19 protein-coding genes and 4 pseudogenes are annotated in these 15,938 nt (G+C 55.5%); 15 read left to right on the top strand and 8 right to left on the bottom strand.

Annotated features, from left to right (window positions below):
- The first annotated feature begins 178 nt into the window (after window positions 1-178).
- Window positions 179-1,072, top strand: a complete 894-nt coding sequence (locus tag E4S61_RS19590) for a bifunctional methylenetetrahydrofolate dehydrogenase/methenyltetrahydrofolate cyclohydrolase (protein WP_135305663.1) — start codon at window positions 179-181, stop codon at window positions 1,070-1,072.
- A 75-nt stretch (window positions 1,073-1,147) separates the two neighbouring features.
- On the opposite strand, the gene E4S61_RS19595 is transcribed toward E4S61_RS19590, so the two are convergent.
- On the bottom strand, window positions 1,148-1,348 hold the full coding sequence (locus E4S61_RS19595) for a hypothetical protein (RefSeq protein WP_135305619.1): 201 nt from the start codon (window positions 1,346-1,348) through the stop codon (window positions 1,148-1,150).
- A 122-nt stretch (window positions 1,349-1,470) separates the two neighbouring features.
- Between E4S61_RS19595 and E4S61_RS19600 the strand changes: the two are divergent.
- A pseudogene (locus E4S61_RS19600) lies at window positions 1,471-1,712 on the top strand (IS6 family transposase); the annotation flags it as partial.
- Between the two features lie 298 nt (window positions 1,713-2,010).
- On the opposite strand, the pseudogene E4S61_RS26335 reads toward E4S61_RS19600, so the two are convergent.
- Window positions 2,011-2,226 (bottom strand): annotated as a pseudogene (locus tag E4S61_RS26335) (site-specific integrase); the annotation flags it as partial.
- A 178-nt stretch (window positions 2,227-2,404) separates the two neighbouring features.
- Here E4S61_RS26335 and E4S61_RS19610 point away from each other — a divergent pair.
- Together E4S61_RS19610 and E4S61_RS19615 are read left to right on the top strand one after the other, a co-directional pair.
- Window positions 2,405-3,274, top strand: a complete 870-nt coding sequence (locus E4S61_RS19610) for a ParA family protein (protein ID WP_135305620.1) — start codon at window positions 2,405-2,407, stop codon at window positions 3,272-3,274.
- Window positions 3,271-3,675 carry a hypothetical protein gene (locus E4S61_RS19615; RefSeq protein ID WP_135305621.1) on the top strand — a complete coding sequence of 135 codons (405 nt, stop codon included), beginning with the start codon at window positions 3,271-3,273 and terminating at the stop codon, window positions 3,673-3,675. The genes E4S61_RS19610 and E4S61_RS19615 overlap by 4 nt, the downstream gene beginning before the upstream one ends.
- 464 nt (window positions 3,676-4,139) lie before the next feature.
- On the opposite strand, the gene E4S61_RS19625 is transcribed toward E4S61_RS19615, so the two are convergent.
- The 3 genes and pseudogenes from E4S61_RS19625 to E4S61_RS19635 form a co-directional block, all read right to left on the bottom strand.
- The gene (locus E4S61_RS19625) at window positions 4,140-4,556 is read right to left on the bottom strand and encodes an HVO_A0114 family putative DNA-binding protein (RefSeq protein WP_135305622.1); all 417 of its coding nucleotides are present in this window, start codon (window positions 4,554-4,556) and stop codon (window positions 4,140-4,142) included.
- 25 nt (window positions 4,557-4,581) lie between these two features.
- Window positions 4,582-4,898, bottom strand: a pseudogene (locus E4S61_RS19630) (toxin-antitoxin system TumE family protein).
- 172 nt (window positions 4,899-5,070) lie between these two features.
- Window positions 5,071-6,288, bottom strand: coding sequence for an orc1/cdc6 family replication initiation protein (locus E4S61_RS19635; protein ID WP_135305623.1), 1,218 nt, complete (start codon window positions 6,286-6,288; stop codon window positions 5,071-5,073).
- 928 nt (window positions 6,289-7,216) lie between these two features.
- Here E4S61_RS19635 and E4S61_RS19640 point away from each other — a divergent pair.
- From E4S61_RS19640 to E4S61_RS25650, 5 genes are all read left to right on the top strand, one after another.
- Window positions 7,217-7,438, top strand: coding sequence for a hypothetical protein (locus E4S61_RS19640; protein WP_135305624.1), 222 nt, complete (start codon window positions 7,217-7,219; stop codon window positions 7,436-7,438).
- A gap of 138 nt (window positions 7,439-7,576) precedes the next feature.
- Window positions 7,577-7,819: a hypothetical protein gene (locus E4S61_RS19645; RefSeq protein ID WP_342447934.1), complete on the top strand. Its 243-nt coding sequence runs from the start codon at window positions 7,577-7,579 to the stop codon at window positions 7,817-7,819.
- 91 nt (window positions 7,820-7,910) lie between these two features.
- On the top strand, window positions 7,911-8,246 hold the full coding sequence (locus E4S61_RS19650) for a DUF7344 domain-containing protein (protein WP_209309567.1): 336 nt from the start codon (window positions 7,911-7,913) through the stop codon (window positions 8,244-8,246).
- Window positions 8,247-8,478: 232 nt separating this feature from the next.
- Complete coding sequence (locus tag E4S61_RS19655; RefSeq protein ID WP_245180869.1) at window positions 8,479-9,339, top strand: ArdC-like ssDNA-binding domain-containing protein; 861 nt, start codon at window positions 8,479-8,481, stop codon at window positions 9,337-9,339.
- 124 nt (window positions 9,340-9,463) lie between these two features.
- Window positions 9,464-9,631 carry a hypothetical protein gene (locus E4S61_RS25650; RefSeq protein WP_167768587.1) on the top strand — a complete coding sequence of 56 codons (168 nt, stop codon included), beginning with the start codon at window positions 9,464-9,466 and terminating at the stop codon, window positions 9,629-9,631.
- 93 nt (window positions 9,632-9,724) lie between these two features.
- Here E4S61_RS25650 and E4S61_RS26340 read toward each other — a convergent pair whose 3' ends face one another.
- A complete protein-coding gene (locus tag E4S61_RS26340; protein ID WP_245180870.1) occupies window positions 9,725-10,081 on the bottom strand; it encodes a hypothetical protein in 357 nt (118 codons plus the stop codon).
- Between the two features lie 406 nt (window positions 10,082-10,487).
- Entirely contained in the window at window positions 10,488-10,688 is a 201-nt protein-coding gene (locus tag E4S61_RS19665) for a hypothetical protein (RefSeq protein ID WP_135305626.1), read from the bottom strand.
- Window positions 10,689-10,697: 9 nt separating this feature from the next.
- On the opposite strand from E4S61_RS19665, the gene E4S61_RS19670 reads away from it, so the two are divergent.
- Window positions 10,698-10,883: a hypothetical protein gene (locus E4S61_RS19670; RefSeq protein ID WP_135305627.1), complete on the top strand. Its 186-nt coding sequence runs from the start codon at window positions 10,698-10,700 to the stop codon at window positions 10,881-10,883.
- Here E4S61_RS19670 and E4S61_RS19675 read toward each other — a convergent pair.
- Window positions 10,878-11,306 carry a hypothetical protein gene (locus E4S61_RS19675; RefSeq protein WP_135305628.1) on the bottom strand — a complete coding sequence of 143 codons (429 nt, stop codon included), beginning with the start codon at window positions 11,304-11,306 and terminating at the stop codon, window positions 10,878-10,880. The two genes, E4S61_RS19670 and E4S61_RS19675, sit on opposite strands and share 6 nt — an antisense overlap.
- A gap of 534 nt (window positions 11,307-11,840) precedes the next feature.
- On the opposite strand from E4S61_RS19675, the pseudogene E4S61_RS26840 reads away from it, so the two are divergent.
- The 5 genes and pseudogenes from E4S61_RS26840 to E4S61_RS19700 form a co-directional block, all read left to right on the top strand.
- Window positions 11,841-11,984: pseudogene (locus E4S61_RS26840) on the top strand (aminomethyl transferase family protein); the annotation flags it as partial.
- Window positions 11,985-12,092: 108 nt separating this feature from the next.
- On the top strand, window positions 12,093-12,758 hold the full coding sequence (locus E4S61_RS19685) for a helix-turn-helix domain-containing protein (RefSeq protein ID WP_135305629.1): 666 nt from the start codon (window positions 12,093-12,095) through the stop codon (window positions 12,756-12,758).
- Window positions 12,742-13,977 (top strand): MFS transporter, encoded by a 1,236-nt coding sequence (locus E4S61_RS19690; RefSeq protein WP_209309568.1) that lies wholly within the window; start codon window positions 12,742-12,744, stop codon window positions 13,975-13,977. Before E4S61_RS19685 ends, E4S61_RS19690 begins: the two co-directional genes overlap by 17 nt.
- A gap of 301 nt (window positions 13,978-14,278) precedes the next feature.
- Window positions 14,279-14,545 (top strand): hypothetical protein, encoded by a 267-nt coding sequence (locus E4S61_RS26345; RefSeq protein ID WP_245180871.1) that lies wholly within the window; start codon window positions 14,279-14,281, stop codon window positions 14,543-14,545.
- Window positions 14,546-15,272: 727 nt separating this feature from the next.
- Complete coding sequence (locus E4S61_RS19700) at window positions 15,273-15,917, top strand: hypothetical protein (protein ID WP_135305630.1); 645 nt, start codon at window positions 15,273-15,275, stop codon at window positions 15,915-15,917.
- The last annotated feature ends 21 nt before the right edge of the window (window positions 15,918-15,938 follow it).

Below are 15,938 nucleotides of genomic sequence, written 5' to 3' on the forward strand. Positions count from 1 at the left end.
TACGAACATCGGATGGTATTTCAACGGGTGGACTATTCCCCATCCGCGGTTATATCGTAGCGGACTGAGTTGGTGAGCGAGTGCGGTGGCCACACAGTCAGGGTCGACTGGTGTCGGTCCCAATTCGATTGAGCAGTGTATGGTGACCGACACCGCCACCCACGACAGTGACATCACTATGACTACGATAATCGACGGAAACGAAATCGCGGACCAGGTTCGAGCCGAGGTGAGTGCGTATACAAATACTCTCGCAGAATCGGACGTGCGTCCGGGCCTCGCAACGGTGTTGATGAGCGACGACGGGGCCAGCGAGACGTACGTCTCGATGAAACAGCAGGCCTGCGAGGAGACGGGTATAAACGGCTTCCACCACGAAATCGACCCGGACGAACCCGCGGAAGTACTGTTTGAACGCATCGATGAGCTGAACGCTGACCCGACGGTCCACGGCATCCTCGTCCAGTTGCCGGTCCCGGACCACGTCGACAAGCGTGAGGTTCTCCAGCGTATCGACTCGAAGAAAGACGTCGACGGATTCCACCCCGAGAACGTCGGCCGGTTGGTTGCCGGAAACGCCCGGTTCAAACCCTGTACTCCTCACGGTGTCCAGAAGATACTGGCCGCTGAGGGCATCGGGACGGAGGGCAAGGACGCAGTTGTGGTCGGACGGTCGGATATCGTCGGCAAGCCGATGGTCAACCTTCTCGTCCAGTACGGTGAGGGCGGCAATGCAACGACGACGGTGTGCCACTCCCGGACTCAGAACCTCGCCGAGAAGACCCGGAACGCAGACATCGTCATCGCGGCGGCCGGCGTCCCCGAGATGATAGACGGCGACATGATTCAGGAAGGAGCGACGGTCATCGACGTGGGCATCAATCGCGTCGACGCTGACAACAACAAGGGCTACGAGCTCGTCGGCGACGTGGACTTCGAGAGCTGTCGGGAGAAGGCAGGCGCCATCACGCCTGTACCCGGTGGCGTCGGGCCTCTCACCATCGCGATGTTGCTGTACAACACAGTCAAGGCAGCGAGCCTTCAGTCTTGCGTTGAGGTCGGCTTATCCTAGTCGACGTTCGGCCACCGGTCCGAATGGCTGTTCCACGACGTCTTAGTGTCCCGATACGACGAGGTTCGTTGAACACTATTGTGTCTCGACCGCGCCACACTCCGGGCAGACGATCTCCACGTCGCCGGACGAGGATCCGACCGACTCTATCAGGTTGTGTCCGTCAGCGCACTGTTCGTGGAGGTACACCTCGTGGTTGCCGTGTTGGTTGAGGATGATATGGTCCCGTTCCGAACCCGAGACTAACCCGTGGCAATAGTGACACTCTCCGCTCATACCCTACGGTAGTAATCCGAGGGTAAATAACTAGCCCGCCGACCGGCACAGGTCTCGACGTCGGCGTTCGCTTGGGGGCTGGGTAAGTTGGCTCAACACTTGCACAACTAAGGCTTTGCAGCGTATTCAGCCGCCGGGGGACTGACCCCACGCGGCGTTTCTTCACCGATTCACTGAGAAACATACTGTCGACGATACAGAGCTTCTCGTGGATGCTGGCGACTATCTGACAGCCCTTGCCCGCCAGGAATTGAGCGGTCGGCTCGACTACCATATCCGGAACCACATCGAAAAGTAGTTCCAGACCGTTATCAGGCGGATTGACCGCTGTCACACCTTCTGGCGGGGCAGTCAGCGAAGCGCGGAATAGGAGAACCAAGCCTTTCACCGTTTGTTGGATTAGCTGTAGTGACACAGCACTTGACCAGCCAGCTGTACCACACCCGATATTGTATCGGGCGTGAGCGATTGTGGACTCGGCAGACTCGCTCGCATATGCGAGAACATTGTCCAGCAGCACTCCACCGCCTCGGTCTCTGTGATATCGCTGTCAACATCGATGGGAAAGAGAAGATCGTTAGTCCTATGCTGTTCTCGATACGTGCGTGGTAGCGAGCGAGGCGATAGCAAAGCGAAAGTCAAATAGTTACTTCATCCGCCACTTATACGTCAGAATCGACTTCAGCAAGGGCTTCTGTCGCAACATCTCCTAATTCCCCGGCTTCGATATGTGAGTACCGCTCTCGTACCATTTCCTCTGAATTGTCGAGATAGCGAGCCGCAACGGTATAGCCAAACGCACGAACGAGAACTTCACCCATCCCGCGGCGACCGCCGTGTGGGGCAAGATAGTCGTGTTTCGGATGGTCGATGTCGATTCCGCGATTAATGACTGATATAGAGCCAATACTGCCCCAAATATCACATAACGCCCTAGCATACCTAACGCTCTTAGATAACTATCTTAGCCAACTGTCTTAGATTAGTGTCTTAGACAAGTGTCGTAGGACAGTTGTCTGACGTAGATACTTATCTTAGAAAGACACAGATGTCTCTATGCTGAGTTATACGGTCTACAGTGAAGCTGGCGGCGTCGGAAAGACATCACTGGCTGCAAATCTCGCCGTCGCGCATGCTCGCGGCGGCCTCAATCCTCTCGTCGTCCCACTCGATCCACAGGACGGTGACCTCTCCAGACTACTCGGTGTTGATGACAACCGGGCAGACAGCAGTGCCGATAATCTTGTTCGGCACATGGTCAATAGTCCACGTGGTCCGTTCGACGAACTTGTTCGAACTGCGGAGGGCGTCGATATCGTCCCCGAGCACAACATGCTCTCAGATCTGTCGAACCACCTTTCGCGCGAGCAGTCCAAGGCTGAGGACCTTGGCGACGCATACAACATTTACGCTCAACTTCGACGAGTACTGCGCGACGCTGACGTAGGTGGGAAGTACGATGTCCTCATTTGCGACCCTCCCGCAACAGAGTCCGACCACCTCTACAACGCGATCTACGCGACGAGGAACCTCGTCATTCCAGTTGAGCCTAGCTGGAAGGGGCAGGCCAGCGTCGAGGGACTTGCGGACCTCGCGACCAACTTCGCCGATCAGTTGAATATTGACCTCGGTGTCCTCGGTGCTATTCCAAATGGCGTCAAGAACACGAGCGACCAGCGAGAGATGATCGAGGATATCGAATTCCCTGTTCCAGAGACCATCGCTGATAGAACGTCACTGATGGAAGGCTGTTGGCGACGACAGTGCTCGGCATTTCATTATGTCCAAGAGCATCGCGACCGCCGTCGTGACTACGAGTTGGAGACGCTAGCACAACTTGACCGCCTCGCCCGGTTTCTTGAAGAACAGGGTGGCATCGAAGCACCGAATCCACCGGAACCCGGCGCACTGGAGGAGACAGCATGACTGGGTTCAAATCAGGAGCAAGCGATGACGACCCACTCGGCAGCAGCGATACTGAGACTGATGAAGCCGCGGAGGCCGATGAACGCCAGCAACAGGAGACAGTATCTCGCGACTCTATTAATGACGACATGACGACATCGACGGAGACCGAGTCCTCGACTAGCGGCGGCCTGCCATGGCTCTACTCCCGGTCCTCGATTACGGACGGTCGAGAAAAGACTGTCCAGTTGCACCTTCAGCAGTCCACACTCGATTTAGAGCGGGCAGCTCGTCGAGATATCGAGATCGATGACACAGTCAAGAAAGCCGACCTGCGAGAGGCTGCGGTCATCGTGGCCCTTGACCGCCACCTCGAAGATGTCGCAGATAAGCTTCGTGAGTGGGGCTACGACGCTGAGTGACACAGCTACCACATTTCGGTGTTCGGGAGTAGGAGAAACCTCAGTATTTTCTGGCTGTCGTTCTCGATAGCGTGCGCTACGCTGGTTACGGAACCGAGTGATTGGGACGTCGGTGACGTCGTCGGCACCGGCAAGAAGCATCCCCTCGACATGCGCTGCGGTACCGAGTACAAAGGCATCACTGAGTGCTGTCGAGTATCGGAATTTGACTCCGTCCCGAGGTGAGGCGCTATGCAGCACGAAATTCGAGAACTACACGGGTCTATCACAGTTGCTCGTTGAACATCAGCTCGCATCGCTTGGTGAGATTTGTCTCCTCTCGGCAGGTGGAGAGAAAGGTTGATTCAGTTGCTTCGCCCTCACCAGGCGAGCTTCGGGTGAACTAACTTGGAGTCTAGCCCCGAGGGACGCGGCCTGTTCGGTGGAGAGTGCATTATTGACACCTTCAAAACCAGCGGTATGGATCACGCACTGGCCGAGACATCATCGGTATCGAGGTCGTCAACGAGTGGGTAATCGATATGCATCTCGATACGGTCGAACGGAACAACAGGACGCATTGCCCCGCCAGGGCCACCTTCTTCGAGGTCAAGGATGCCGAGGACCTCCAGATGCTTGAGGTCAGCATGGACGTCGGAAACATCACGATCGACGAGCCGGGCAGCCTCACGCATGCTCTGAGGGTCGTGTTCCGCAATGGTCTGGATTAGATCCAAGCGCAATGGGGTGAGACTATCGATGAGATCGTCGTAACTGCCGAACTGCAGTGTTACTGCTTCATCAGAGTCATCGAGCGTGCCCTCCTCGCCTGCTTGAACGAAGTCTATCGCGTCGTTTCGGAGCTGTTCACGGTCGCCAACAGTGATGTGGAGCGTGGTCATGGTTAGATTGGGTTTGATTCAGTGGTCAGTAGGGTCGGTTTGGTCCGCCATCGACGGCCTCCCAGTGTTTGTCAGCAATCGCCCAGAACTCGACAAGCCGCTCTTCCATTCCGGGAAACTCTACATCGTCGGCGTCACCGGCTGCGGTATGATGTTTTGGCCTTTCGTATCTTCGTGCGCGTTATCGTACCGAACGAGCGTCAAGTCTTCTAGGGTACCTAGATGGAGCGTGTGCTTCCAGCCCGAGGGATAGGTCTCGGTTTCGTCAGTCCGGCGAATAACGACGTTCTCGACGAGGCCAGCTTCGACGTGTGTATACTGGAAGGTTAACTCGCTGCCCATCTACTATGTGTTGGTTCTTCTCCCAACACCGTAAAGGTGTTGGGTAATCAGCCAACACCATTTTTACGTCTGTCACACAGCCCCAGATACAAGTGTCTGACTCAGAGTTACGGCAATCGTCTTCTCTATGAGAACACATCCAGAAGCTGCTTTGCAGTGGCTCGTATACGAACTAGCTGAACTGATCTAGATTTTGATCGACCATCAGTTCTTCAAGTCGGTTATTTTCACTCAAAATGTTCAAGAGGAGATCCTGTTTGATGTCGAGTTCATATTGATAGTGTTTCCCGCCACTTCGACCTTTGTTAACTTCGTCAACATGCAGAAATCCTTTGAGCGAGAGCTGACTGAGACGGTTAAGTACAGTTCGCTTTGCTTTGACAGTCGTGTCCAGACGGGTAGCTATTGTTTCATACACCTCGTAGATTCGCTTTCGTCGAGCAGGGAGTTCACCCTGTTCGGCCAGGAGAGCGACAGCATAGAGCACGAGATGGCTCTGTGTGGGTAAATCTCGCAATTCGTCTTCGATCACGCCCTTTTCGACGAGGCTTATCGCTTCCCGAACATGGTCTTCGGTGACAGCATCTGCATCCTTTTTGCGAGCGAGTGAACCGGCATTATAGAGAATATCAAGAGCTCGTCGAGCACTGCCCGTATTCTGTGCTGCTGATGCCGCTACAAGCGGGATAACTCCACTAATGAGCATTCCCTCAACGAACGCTTTCTCAGCGCGTTGTTCGAGAATAGTCTGGAGTTCACCAGCATCGTAGGGACCAAATCGGATTTCGTGCTCACAGAGCGTCGATTTTACACGAGCAGAGAGATTGTCACGGAACTTGAAATTGTTCGAGATACCGATAAGCCCTAGATAGGTGTTATTGATGTCTTGATTGCTCCGTGCTCGGGGAAGCTTGTAGAGCAGATCGTCGTCTGTCCCAAGGCTGTCGACTTCGTCAAGCACGATGTAAAGATGGGTTGCATCAAGTGCATCTATTTCCTCCCAGAGCATATCATAGACAGCTGCATTGGAGTGACCAGACATGCTGATCTTCTGGCTCCGCTCTCGGAAGGAATTGACTAGCTTCACCGCTGTCTGATACGACGTTAGCTCTTTGCAATTTGCCCAAACGACTTCAACGTCAACGTCGTCGAATTGCTCCATATCCTTCGAGAGTTCGTTGAGAATCATACGTGTGGCAACCGTTTTGCCGACACCTGTATCTCCGTAAACGAAGATATTGCGGGGGCTGGCCGCATTTGCGACCGGTTGGAGGGCTTCGATATAGTCTTCGCGTTCCTCTTCACGCTCAATTAACTCATCTGGCGTATACTCCTCTTGGAGCACTTGCTCATTTTTGAACACTTTTTTTGAGCGTTCAAAGGTAACCATGGAAACGCATACCGAGACAAGCATGATAAAACCACCGTTGCGAGTGTTGCGAGTGTTACCTTCCTTTATATAACACACCCCCTCCGTTTTGCGAGTGTTCCTCGCCACAGAGAATGTAACCACCGAGGAACCCACTCTATCGTGCAGTAATTACTGCGGATTGCGATCTGTTCTAGTATCTAGTAAGTTGGATGCTGTTGTTTATTATTATATTAACGTTTACGCTAGTACTAGTTATAGCCGGTAAGTTAGAACGAGATAATCACTCGCTGTATGCCGACTTACTCTCTATAGAGGGGTAGTTCAGTTGAACTACCCCTCAGTCTTTAAGTCAAATCCAAAATCTGCTCAAGAGTTGTCGGAGACAATTTTTGAGAAGAACACTCGCAAAACGGTGTGTGTGTCCTTTATATACCACCGGAACACTCGCAACGGTGGTGTCTGATGTCTAGTGTAGAGGCAACTTCTTTCTGCCATCCTTTGGCTTGTTTTGTTGTCTCTTCCACAGGTAGATATGCCGATAAACGGGCTGTAGCCTCTATCAGAACACTCGCAAAACGGTGTCCCCCGACTATATTTCTCGTCTCAATGTCAGATCTGCACAGACTTCTATTCTACAATCTAAATATTTTAGTATTCTCTGCTAGCATGAATTTTGTACATCTAGACCTCAGGTAGTGATTAAACACTCGCAAAACGGTGTCTCCGTTAGACTCTCGTCAAAACCAGTTCAAGATTCATCCTGTCGATCGCGATTCGCGATTTCTCAAACCGCGCTCAGATAGCGAGCTAGCGGTGCAGAGTTCAAAGCAGCTCTCTCAGTTCGTTTGCGCTGTCTGCCGCCGGTGTTCTCTCGGAGCGGGTCGAGATCGACGTTGATGCCGATGACGGGAAGCTTCGATTCTGCGCCGACGGTGGTATCGATAGCGTGGTCTACCGCCCTCAATCCCAGGAACTGATTGCGTTCGAGCCTGCCGACGCACTGGCGCGGCTCGGGACGAGTCACCTCCGCACCATCGACCATGCCCTGCCGGGCGAGGCCCCTCGTAAGCGAGAGGTGGGCCAGCACAATCCTGTGCATCTCAGTGTGCCATTCCCCGACGCCGAGGGTGTCTGTCAGTTCATGGTCGCACCGACGCTGCCGACCTGACTGCGCTCTCCGCTGGAAGCTCCGGACACAGTGGTGTGTTGCTAACCAACAAATCCGTGGATAGCTCGCTGACTGTTAGTTAGCTTTCTGTCCCCCTGCCGAAGTGAGGGGGCAACCTCTTGAAACATCATAGACAAGATGATTCCAGAGTACGAACGATTCGAGCGTCGCCAACTAGCCATCGACCGTGACACAGGAACGGATTCACTCTGTATCGACGAGTCACTCGCACACGAGCTTGTCGAGGACCTCCGTGCTGCGGGAGTTGTCGACGTCATCCCAGAGGAGCAGCTGCTTACTCACTCGCCGTCAGGAGAAGTGTTCGAGTCGAATCAAGCGCTCGCGTACTTTCATGCGGGCTGGGAGGCTGCAAGCGAGTAGCCTTGCTACGTTTCTCTCACAGCTAACGTATTGTCTCGGAATGTTAAATCACCGAAGTATTTATATTTATGTATATTAATTAGGTAGGTTGATGGGGAAGAGTGTCTCACGGGGTGTGCTGGGAGCATCGAATATGGACAGGGTCCTCGATATGTTCGCCAAGCGCCAGCGGCGCTTGATTCTGTTTGCTCTCCAAGATGGAGCGACGAAACACGAGTCTGACTTCGTGTTTCGCGGCGCAGACAGCGAGGACGATCCACAGCTCCAGCTGATCCATACTCACCTCCCAAAGCTGGCTGAGGCGGGCTATATCGAGTGGCACCGGGAAACTGGCGAGGTCTCGAAGGGACCTCGGTACGACGAGATCGAGCCGCTTCTTGATTTGATTGAAAATCACGCAGACGAACTGCCGCCTAATTGGCCTTAACTTGTCTTCAGGAAGACCGAGAAACGGTTGCTTCCTATCCTATTGAGGGATCTACTTCTTCCGCTAGCAATGCGTCCAGGTAATTGCTTGATTAGTTTGAGTCCGTACTGATCGTTCTCTATTCAGCAGCAGCGCCGCATCTCTCACCGGTAATACGCGCAACAGCGTGGATTTTCTGCCCCCCCGAGGGAGGTGCGGGGGCGTACCTGAGAGTGCGTCCCGATACAGACCAATGGCGACGATCCAAACTGACATTTCCGACGCAGCGGCGGATAGCCAGCAAACCACGCACTCTTTCGACGATTCAGATACCCGAGCCGACGACATGCGCGACCAGCTCGATGCATGGGTCGAGGACCTCGCCGATCTGACCGACGAGGCTCAGGCTAGCGAGCAGTTCCAGCAGTGGCTCGAAGTCCAGAGCAAGTTCCACGATTACTCGGCCCGGAACACGCTACTCATCCAGTTGCAGTGTCCCAATGCGACCAAGGTCGCCGGGTACAATACGTGGCAAGCAGAGTTCGACCGGCACGTCCAGCAAGGCGAAGATGCGATCTGGATCTGGGCACCGATCATCACCAACAAATGTCCCGAGTGTGGCAACTCGCCATCCTATCACGCAAATACGGAGTGTGAGTACAACGAAACCGAACCTGACGAGTGGTCACGCGGGTTGGTTGGGTTTCGGCCAACCAGCGTGTTCGATATCTCCCAGACCGAGGGTGAGCCGTTGCCCGACCTCGAAACCGAAGCCTATGGTGATGCAAATGGGCTTGTCGAAGAACTGTTGGCCGCGACCAACGCTATCGGTGTGGATGCAATTATCGTCGCTCCCGACCAGTGGGAGCACGGCTCGGCACGTGGGGTGTGTGAACGGCGGAGTCTGACAACGACAAACCCGGTCGTGGAGGTAATCGACCGTGAGAATCGGGCGGATCTTGCGAGTACGCTCATCCACGAGTTCGCCCACGCGGCCATGCACTCTGCGGACGCCCTTGAGGAGTTCGAACAGTTGCTCGCCAAGTACGAAGCGGAGTACGGCGACCAAATGCGAACAATCCAGCCGACCTGGAATGGCAAGGGCGACGCCTAGACGTTCTATTGCTTTGTGGACTCTGTGAAGCCCTCCTCTTCAGATACTATTTGAGATGAAACAGCTGTTAGAGAGAACGTGCGTACAGTGCAACCTTTTTGTCTGCCAGTAGAGAGGAGACAATATGGAGAAGACAGAGGCAGAGCTTCTTGGCGTGCAGTTGACGCTCGTAGGTCTGCTTCTCATAGTCTTCTTCGAGGGAGTCTTTCCGTATCCGTTTGTGGGACTGGTATTCGGTGCTGTGGGAACATCCGTCTTCCTGACCGCACTTGTTTCGGACACTTGGCCGTGATAGCTAAGACCGCTGTATTGACTATACTGGGTCAGGATCTATCATCTGCTAAGGATTTAAACGAAGTCTATTGTTTAGCAAGGTCGAGTAGAACTACGCCGGCTCGACCGGCCCGATATATTGGCTCTTGATCTGCTCGCCTTCTCGCCACAGCAGGTAGTAGTAACTCCGGCCATCGATGAGTTTCGTCGTCAGCGTTCCTTTTCCCGAGGGGACGTCTGCTTTGTCACGGGCAAGCTCAAGTGCCTCATCCCAATCCTCGTCATCATCCCATCTATCAGGGGCCTCTATGTATGGCTTGTCTTCGGACACTTGCTCGCCGTCGAGAGCCGTCACCAGCGCTTCGATTGCGACGACTGCGTCCGCATGGACTGTCTCTAGGTGCTCGTCATCAGTGTCAATCTCTTGCAGCGTCTCCAGTGCTCGCTTTGCTCGGTCAGTGTCGTTCATGCGCTAACCAACACAATCTGGTCACATAGACGTTATGACGTATTTTATTGCTCAATGTTGGTTAGTTATTTACCCTGCCGAACCTTCCGTTATATATCTCAGGCGGGAGTAATACTGCTCATGACATACGCGAACCATTCTAACGCTGTACTCGGCTTCACACTCAGTAGCTTCATCGCACTCTTGTTGATGGTCGTTGTCGCTGCCGTAGCAGATACATCTCTCGCTATTTCGAGGAGTGGTCAGTTAGCCACTCTTCAGAGCGAAATCATCAGAACCGTTGCGGGATTCCTCATGCTCCTCGTCGGCGGTACAGGGGTTTTTGTGGCGTCCCTCTGGGCCTGTACGCCCCAACGATATACACAAAATTCGCTGTGTGTCGCTACGAGCCGACACTCCACAGTGGCTACTCGCCCAGCGGCGTGACATCGAACATCTGGAGATGGGACCGAAGCCGGGCGTAGGCACCCTCACCACTCCCGGAGGTCACACAGAACCGGTTCGGCCGAGCAGAGTGGGGGTCGCCACCGGCGTCTATCCAGTGCTCCATCGTGAACTCCTGTGCGTCAAGTTCGTCTTCGTCCGTTTGAAACAGCGCTACAACCACGGGCGTTCCGTGATTCTCGGCTCGATAGGCGGCCTCAACTGCCTCGTGGTCGGCGTCGAACCGTGTCCATCCCTCGAACGTCGCTGGCGGGTCCGCAGCGAACGCTTCGATTTCCCGGCGCTCTTTCGTTGCTTCGACGGCATCCCGCCACGCCTGCTCGATATCGTCGAACTGGGATTGTTCAATTCCCTATAGAGTTTCCATCTCGATACAATCGGCTGCCCACGCTAGCACCGTTTTGGCCTTCTTCGCTCGCACGTCGGACTCCCCATCCAGACAGCCGAAATTCCGCTCTCGGGGCGCCAGTGGAAATGCCATCCGCCGCCAGTAACCGGGATCGACCGCTCGGTCCTCGCCACGGCCGGGCGCCCACTCGGCCATCGACTGGCAAATGTCCTCGTGGTGATCGAAGCCGGTGCGCCGACCAGCCACGGAGAGAATCTGTTCGCCGAGGTCGATTGTTCGCTCAGTCTCGTCGGCGGGCACTTCGTCGGGTCGCTCTATGTCGACGTAGAACGGAAGCCCATGTTCAGCTGCGATAGCTCGGTCAACGTCCCGTTTGATAGGTAGTTCATCAAGGAAGGTCAGTTCGACGCCGTCGGCTGTTTCAGCGTGCATTTTGAAAATGCCTCCACTCGTTGGAGGCCGCACAAAATCGACGAGCAAGAAGAAATAGAGACGCTGTCGAAATCCTTGGGGTCGAATGTATTCACACCTTCGGCCGGTCAGTACAGGTGAGCTACTCACCGTGGGTGCTGATTTTCTCCCTGAGTTCTGTCAGAAACCAGCTGCTGAATATAGAGCATGTATTCAGCAGTCGGGCGCTGCTCTGAGGGTCCGTGATACGGTAGAGGGACAGAATGAGCGCGCGACTCGTCAGAGCTACGATTAAACTGACTCAGAACGAAGACGGCGCGCATCAACGCTCTCTCGCGGCGTTCTCTGTGACGACTGTCGTCTCAATAGTCCCTACTCGCCAGCCTCACCGCTCCCACCCAGCGAGGCACAGACGGGAGAAAATCCACGGACTCTTCCAAATCCGGCATAAAAAGGTTATACGAATAAGCTACAGGCCAATACGGTCACGGGTCGTTCACTCGGTCGTATGGCAGCGAGAACACGTGCCGACGATCGAGACAGAGCGACTGACCTAGACTACACCTCCCGGACGAGTACGCCGAGGAACTCGGCGAACCTGTCTATGTGACGTTGGCGAAGGTTCCGGTCAAAGAGTCGGCCAATCCCAGCGCTCCCGAACAGGCCAAGATTCATGCCAGGTACGATATGGAGGAATGAGCGTCGTTTCTCTGAAGATGCAGTACGAAAATGATGGTTCGTACCGAACATCGCAAAAACGGCCGCTTACGAAGGGCCATATACTCAAACCGCCTACCTCACGGAACGATGACCGATATTAAAGCGGTTGTGCGAATCGAGCGTCCCGACATAGTGCTCACAGAGACAGTCACTCACGACCGAACTTCGAACGTCAGGTCAGTGTCAGAGGCAGGAACTGACCCAACGTCGGGAAAGTTCTTCTATCGCGTAGAGTCATCTGACTTCTGCCAGTTCGAGGCCGGATTGCGGAACGACCATACCGTTGGAGAATTCGAACAGGTTATTGAAACCAGAGACGGGAAAGCAATCTATAGCTTCGAGTATACGGACGAAGCGAAGGTCTTCTCACCAGTCATCTCGACCGCGAACGGTGTTGTTCTCGACATGGAGAACGACGAAAGCGCCTGGATATTTACAGTATGGATGCCCGAACGAACGAACCTGGCCAATCTCTGGGATCATGCACGACGGCACGACATCGACATCGAGTTACTGCACGTGAACGAATACGCCAGTCTGGGTAATACCGACGCCGGGTTAACCGACAGTCAACGAGAGGCACTCCTCGTCGCGTTCGAAGCGGGGTACTTCGAAGAACCACGGAACGCAACTCTCGGCGAGGTCGCCGCTGAACTGGACATCTCTCAGCCAGCAGCCGGTGGTCTCCTTCGACGTGGAATTGAGCGACTCATCGTATCGTCCCTGACGGAGGACAGTGAACGGACTGACTGACGATCGGAAATTCGACGACGATTCAGTGTGGCGCGGGACAACTATCACAGCCGGATGGCTGCTGCTCCTGTTCGTCGGTGCATACCTGATCACGCCAGCCAGTATCCTCCCGTTAGTGATGACCGACCTCGGCGTCACTGAAGCCACAGCGGCCGCACTCGTCTCGATGCCACAGGTCGCTGCAACAGTGATTGGTATCCCAGTCGGCATTTATCTAGACCGCGTCGAGACCCGCGCGACGGTTCCGGTTGCAGCAACCGTGCTGTTCATCGGCAGCACCGGTGACTGGTTCGCTGCGAGCGGGGGTACCGTCTCACTGTTGATTGCCTCGCGATTACTCGCCGGCGTCGGGATGTTCGTGCTGTGGGTGACCTGTATCAATGTAGCGGCGAGTACGTTTCCACCGACCAGGCGGGCGACGGCGACATCGGTAATCATCTCCGGCTATCCGGCAGGATACGCGCTCGGACAACTGGGTGCGCCACGCGTCGCCGCGATCGTGGGCTGGCCGGGGGTATTTCCAGTCTTCGGCGTCGCGGTGCTGGTGATGTCGTTCGCCTTCTACGTCGCTGTCGGGCGCGTACCGCGGTCCCCCCCGTCTACGGAGCCGATGACGCTACTCGATTTCAGAAGGGTGATTTGGAACCGGAACGTGTGGGCGGTCCTCGTCGTCACGATTCTGGGCTGCTCGCTGTACATGGTGTTCAATTCGTGGATGCCGACGTACATCACCCGTCGGTTCGGCGTCTCGCTGGCAGAGAGCGGGACGTTCGTCGCGCTGTTTCCTGCGGTCGGAATTCTCGCCCGGCCGATTGGAGGATGGCTCTCGGACGCAGTGCTGGACCAACGACGACGGCCCGTCTTCGGGGCCTCGTTCGTCGGAGCCACCGTACTCGCGGTCGCGATGTTCTACAGCACGACGATTGTGGTGCTGGTCGCGATACTCGTTCTCGCAGGGGTGTTCGTCCAGCTTCAGATCGGACTCATGTACCAGTCGGTTCAGGAATTTGTTGACCCCCGGGCTGCCGGGACGGCCGTTTCGCTCGCGAGCGTGGCTGGGTGGCTGGGGTCGTTCGTTGCACCCGTAGTGGCTGGAGAACTGGTCGCCACCACTGGAATCTACGCCGTCCTGTTCGTGTTCGCGGTCGGCCTCGGTCTGGCAGGAGGACTCACTGTCTGGCAGATGGCCGAGTCCGGCGAGTCGACAGCGCCAACCTGATTGCACCCTCTACCTCTTGCACAATATCTATTACAGATTTTAGACAGGTGGAGGCATTCTTCAGATGTACGCTGGCACAGCCGACGGAGTTGAACCGACCTTTCTCGACGAATCACCTCTCGAACAGGATATTGATTGAGTTATCGCAGCCGAACATGGGCTGCCATTCTACGTCGACGTAGAGTGACCTGAGGACGTCCCTGCTAACGAACCTGAGCGAACAATTGACCTTACCGAACGGATTCTCTCCGCGGCTGGTCGTCGTACAGGGTTTGGCTACCAGGAGGACATTCGGTCGTCGATGGCCGAGTGGGCACCTGAGCGGGACGAAACACGAGCAGATGATCCTGGCTACTGGCGACGGATGACACTCACTATGTCGCCCCGAGTGCGCAATTTTGGCCGTCTCGATGGACCTCCTGACGAGCGAGCGAAGAAGGCTGAGACGGTACTAGCGTGGTCGAGATCGTGTATCGACAAGGACCTCTTGGTAGAAATAGAGCGGTCTCAGTTCGATGATATCGAGCAGGCATGGGAGGATGCTGTCGTCGCCGAGAAAGAGCGCTGAGAGATCAAGGTATTTGCTCGGGACCCACCGGACACGTTCGAGGGCTGGACACGATTCGATGCAACCCACGACGCGGTTGACGTCGCGTATCATGCGAAGAACCATGGAACGCCCGTGGTTGCAGCGGTATTCCGGACGACCGAGGGTGAGCTTGATGCACAGGAGTTCACGCTAGAGCGCTGGATCGACAACGGAGGGGACCCTCGTTCCACTCGGCCGAACCGGCATTGTGTCACCAGTACTGGCGACGGAGCCTACGCTCGTCTGTGGTCGCATCTGCAGACCTTCGACGCCGAGTCAACCGATGCCATGACAGAGTAACTACACTCCGCTATCGATCTGTTTTCTGCGTCACCGCAGTGGGCTGGGTTTATAAATGAAGATGAGAACATCCATGTGTGTGACCAATCGGAACCCCGAGTTCGATCCGGCGGATATCCGTGGGACTGCCAGTTCCGACCCCAAGGCAGCAAGTGCTGATGGTGAGGAACTTTCCGGGAACTATTCAGGCGATAGTGCGGCGGATGATCCCGGTACCTGTGCAACCTGCTGGCGAGAGACACCCGATAGGCGGCCTCAATGTCCGCTTTGCGCTCAGAACGATGTTGCCGAATCGGCTGTCGAAGGTGGCGACACAGCTCGTTGGTCATTTGGCCGGGTTGTTGTCGCTGTTGTCGAGGCTACCAGCAAGTACCATGCGCGGGCGCTTGGGGCTGCAGCCTTTGCAGTGAGTGACGATCTGACGACCGACGCCGAAACGCGTGCTGACGTCAAGTGTCGGGCAGATTTTGACACCGAGCCAGCCCCACAGTTGACCACGGGGTGGCCGACACTCCCCGATGTTGTCCGGGTTGACGCGGCGGTGGGGCAGACCATCTTGTCGACCGCTGTCGAGGAAACTGAGTGGGATGACGCCCAGACCGAACCAGTGCTTTTCGTTGAGGATGGGGATGGGTTAGAGGAGTATAGCGAGCTCGAAGTGCTGCAGACGTTAGTCGCAGAGAGTGATGAGGGCTACTGGCTCGTGCCCGGTATCGTCCAGCAATATGCTGTCGGAGAGTCTGTCGATATTGCATCGGAGTTCTACTGTGTCGCGTGTCAGGAGCCGACGCCACACTCGTATACTGATCGGGACGGGATTGGCTCGTACCCGGTGGTCGGCCGGGCGATTTGGACCTGTAACGCGTGTGGCCAGTCGCGATTCGTCGACGAGGTTGCGAGTGAGACGAATCAGGAGTCTCCCCGTGAGTGGCTGCCTGAGGAGGTCTCGTCCGAGGACGTCCACGCCGGCGACCCGCTCCCACACGAAATCAAATTCGACCACCAGATCGGGGCCTACCGCGAGCGCCACGGGCAGTATCCGTGGGAATAAGTAGGCGGCCGATGACGCCTC

This window comes from Haloarcula amylovorans (assembly GCF_004681185.1).
Taxonomy (GTDB): Archaea; Halobacteriota; Halobacteria; order Halobacteriales; family Haloarculaceae; genus Haloarcula; species Haloarcula amylovorans.

Coding starts and splice junctions, on each gene's coding strand:
- E4S61_RS19590 (WP_135305663.1), top strand. CDS start 179: ATGACTACGATAATCGACGGAAACGAAATCGCGGACCAGGTTCGAGCC.
- E4S61_RS19595 (WP_135305619.1), bottom strand. CDS start 1,348: ATGAGCGGAGAGTGTCACTATTGCCACGGGTTAGTCTCGGGTTCGGAA.
- E4S61_RS19610 (WP_135305620.1), top strand. CDS start 2,405: ATGCTGAGTTATACGGTCTACAGTGAAGCTGGCGGCGTCGGAAAGACA.
- E4S61_RS19615 (WP_135305621.1), top strand. CDS start 3,271: ATGACTGGGTTCAAATCAGGAGCAAGCGATGACGACCCACTCGGCAGC.
- E4S61_RS19625 (WP_135305622.1), bottom strand. CDS start 4,556: ATGACCACGCTCCACATCACTGTTGGCGACCGTGAACAGCTCCGAAAC.
- E4S61_RS19635 (WP_135305623.1), bottom strand. CDS start 6,288: ATGGTTACCTTTGAACGCTCAAAAAAAGTGTTCAAAAATGAGCAAGTG.
- E4S61_RS19645 (WP_342447934.1), top strand. CDS start 7,577: ATGATTCCAGAGTACGAACGATTCGAGCGTCGCCAACTAGCCATCGAC.
- E4S61_RS19650 (WP_209309567.1), top strand. CDS start 7,911: ATGGGGAAGAGTGTCTCACGGGGTGTGCTGGGAGCATCGAATATGGAC.
- E4S61_RS19655 (WP_245180869.1), top strand. CDS start 8,479: ATGGCGACGATCCAAACTGACATTTCCGACGCAGCGGCGGATAGCCAG.
- E4S61_RS25650 (WP_167768587.1), top strand. CDS start 9,464: ATGGAGAAGACAGAGGCAGAGCTTCTTGGCGTGCAGTTGACGCTCGTA.
- E4S61_RS26340 (WP_245180870.1), bottom strand. CDS start 10,081: ATGAACGACACTGACCGAGCAAAGCGAGCACTGGAGACGCTGCAAGAG.
- E4S61_RS19675 (WP_135305628.1), bottom strand. CDS start 11,306: ATGCACGCTGAAACAGCCGACGGCGTCGAACTGACCTTCCTTGATGAA.
- E4S61_RS19685 (WP_135305629.1), top strand. CDS start 12,093: ATGACCGATATTAAAGCGGTTGTGCGAATCGAGCGTCCCGACATAGTG.
- E4S61_RS26345 (WP_245180871.1), top strand. CDS start 14,279: ATGGCCGAGTGGGCACCTGAGCGGGACGAAACACGAGCAGATGATCCT.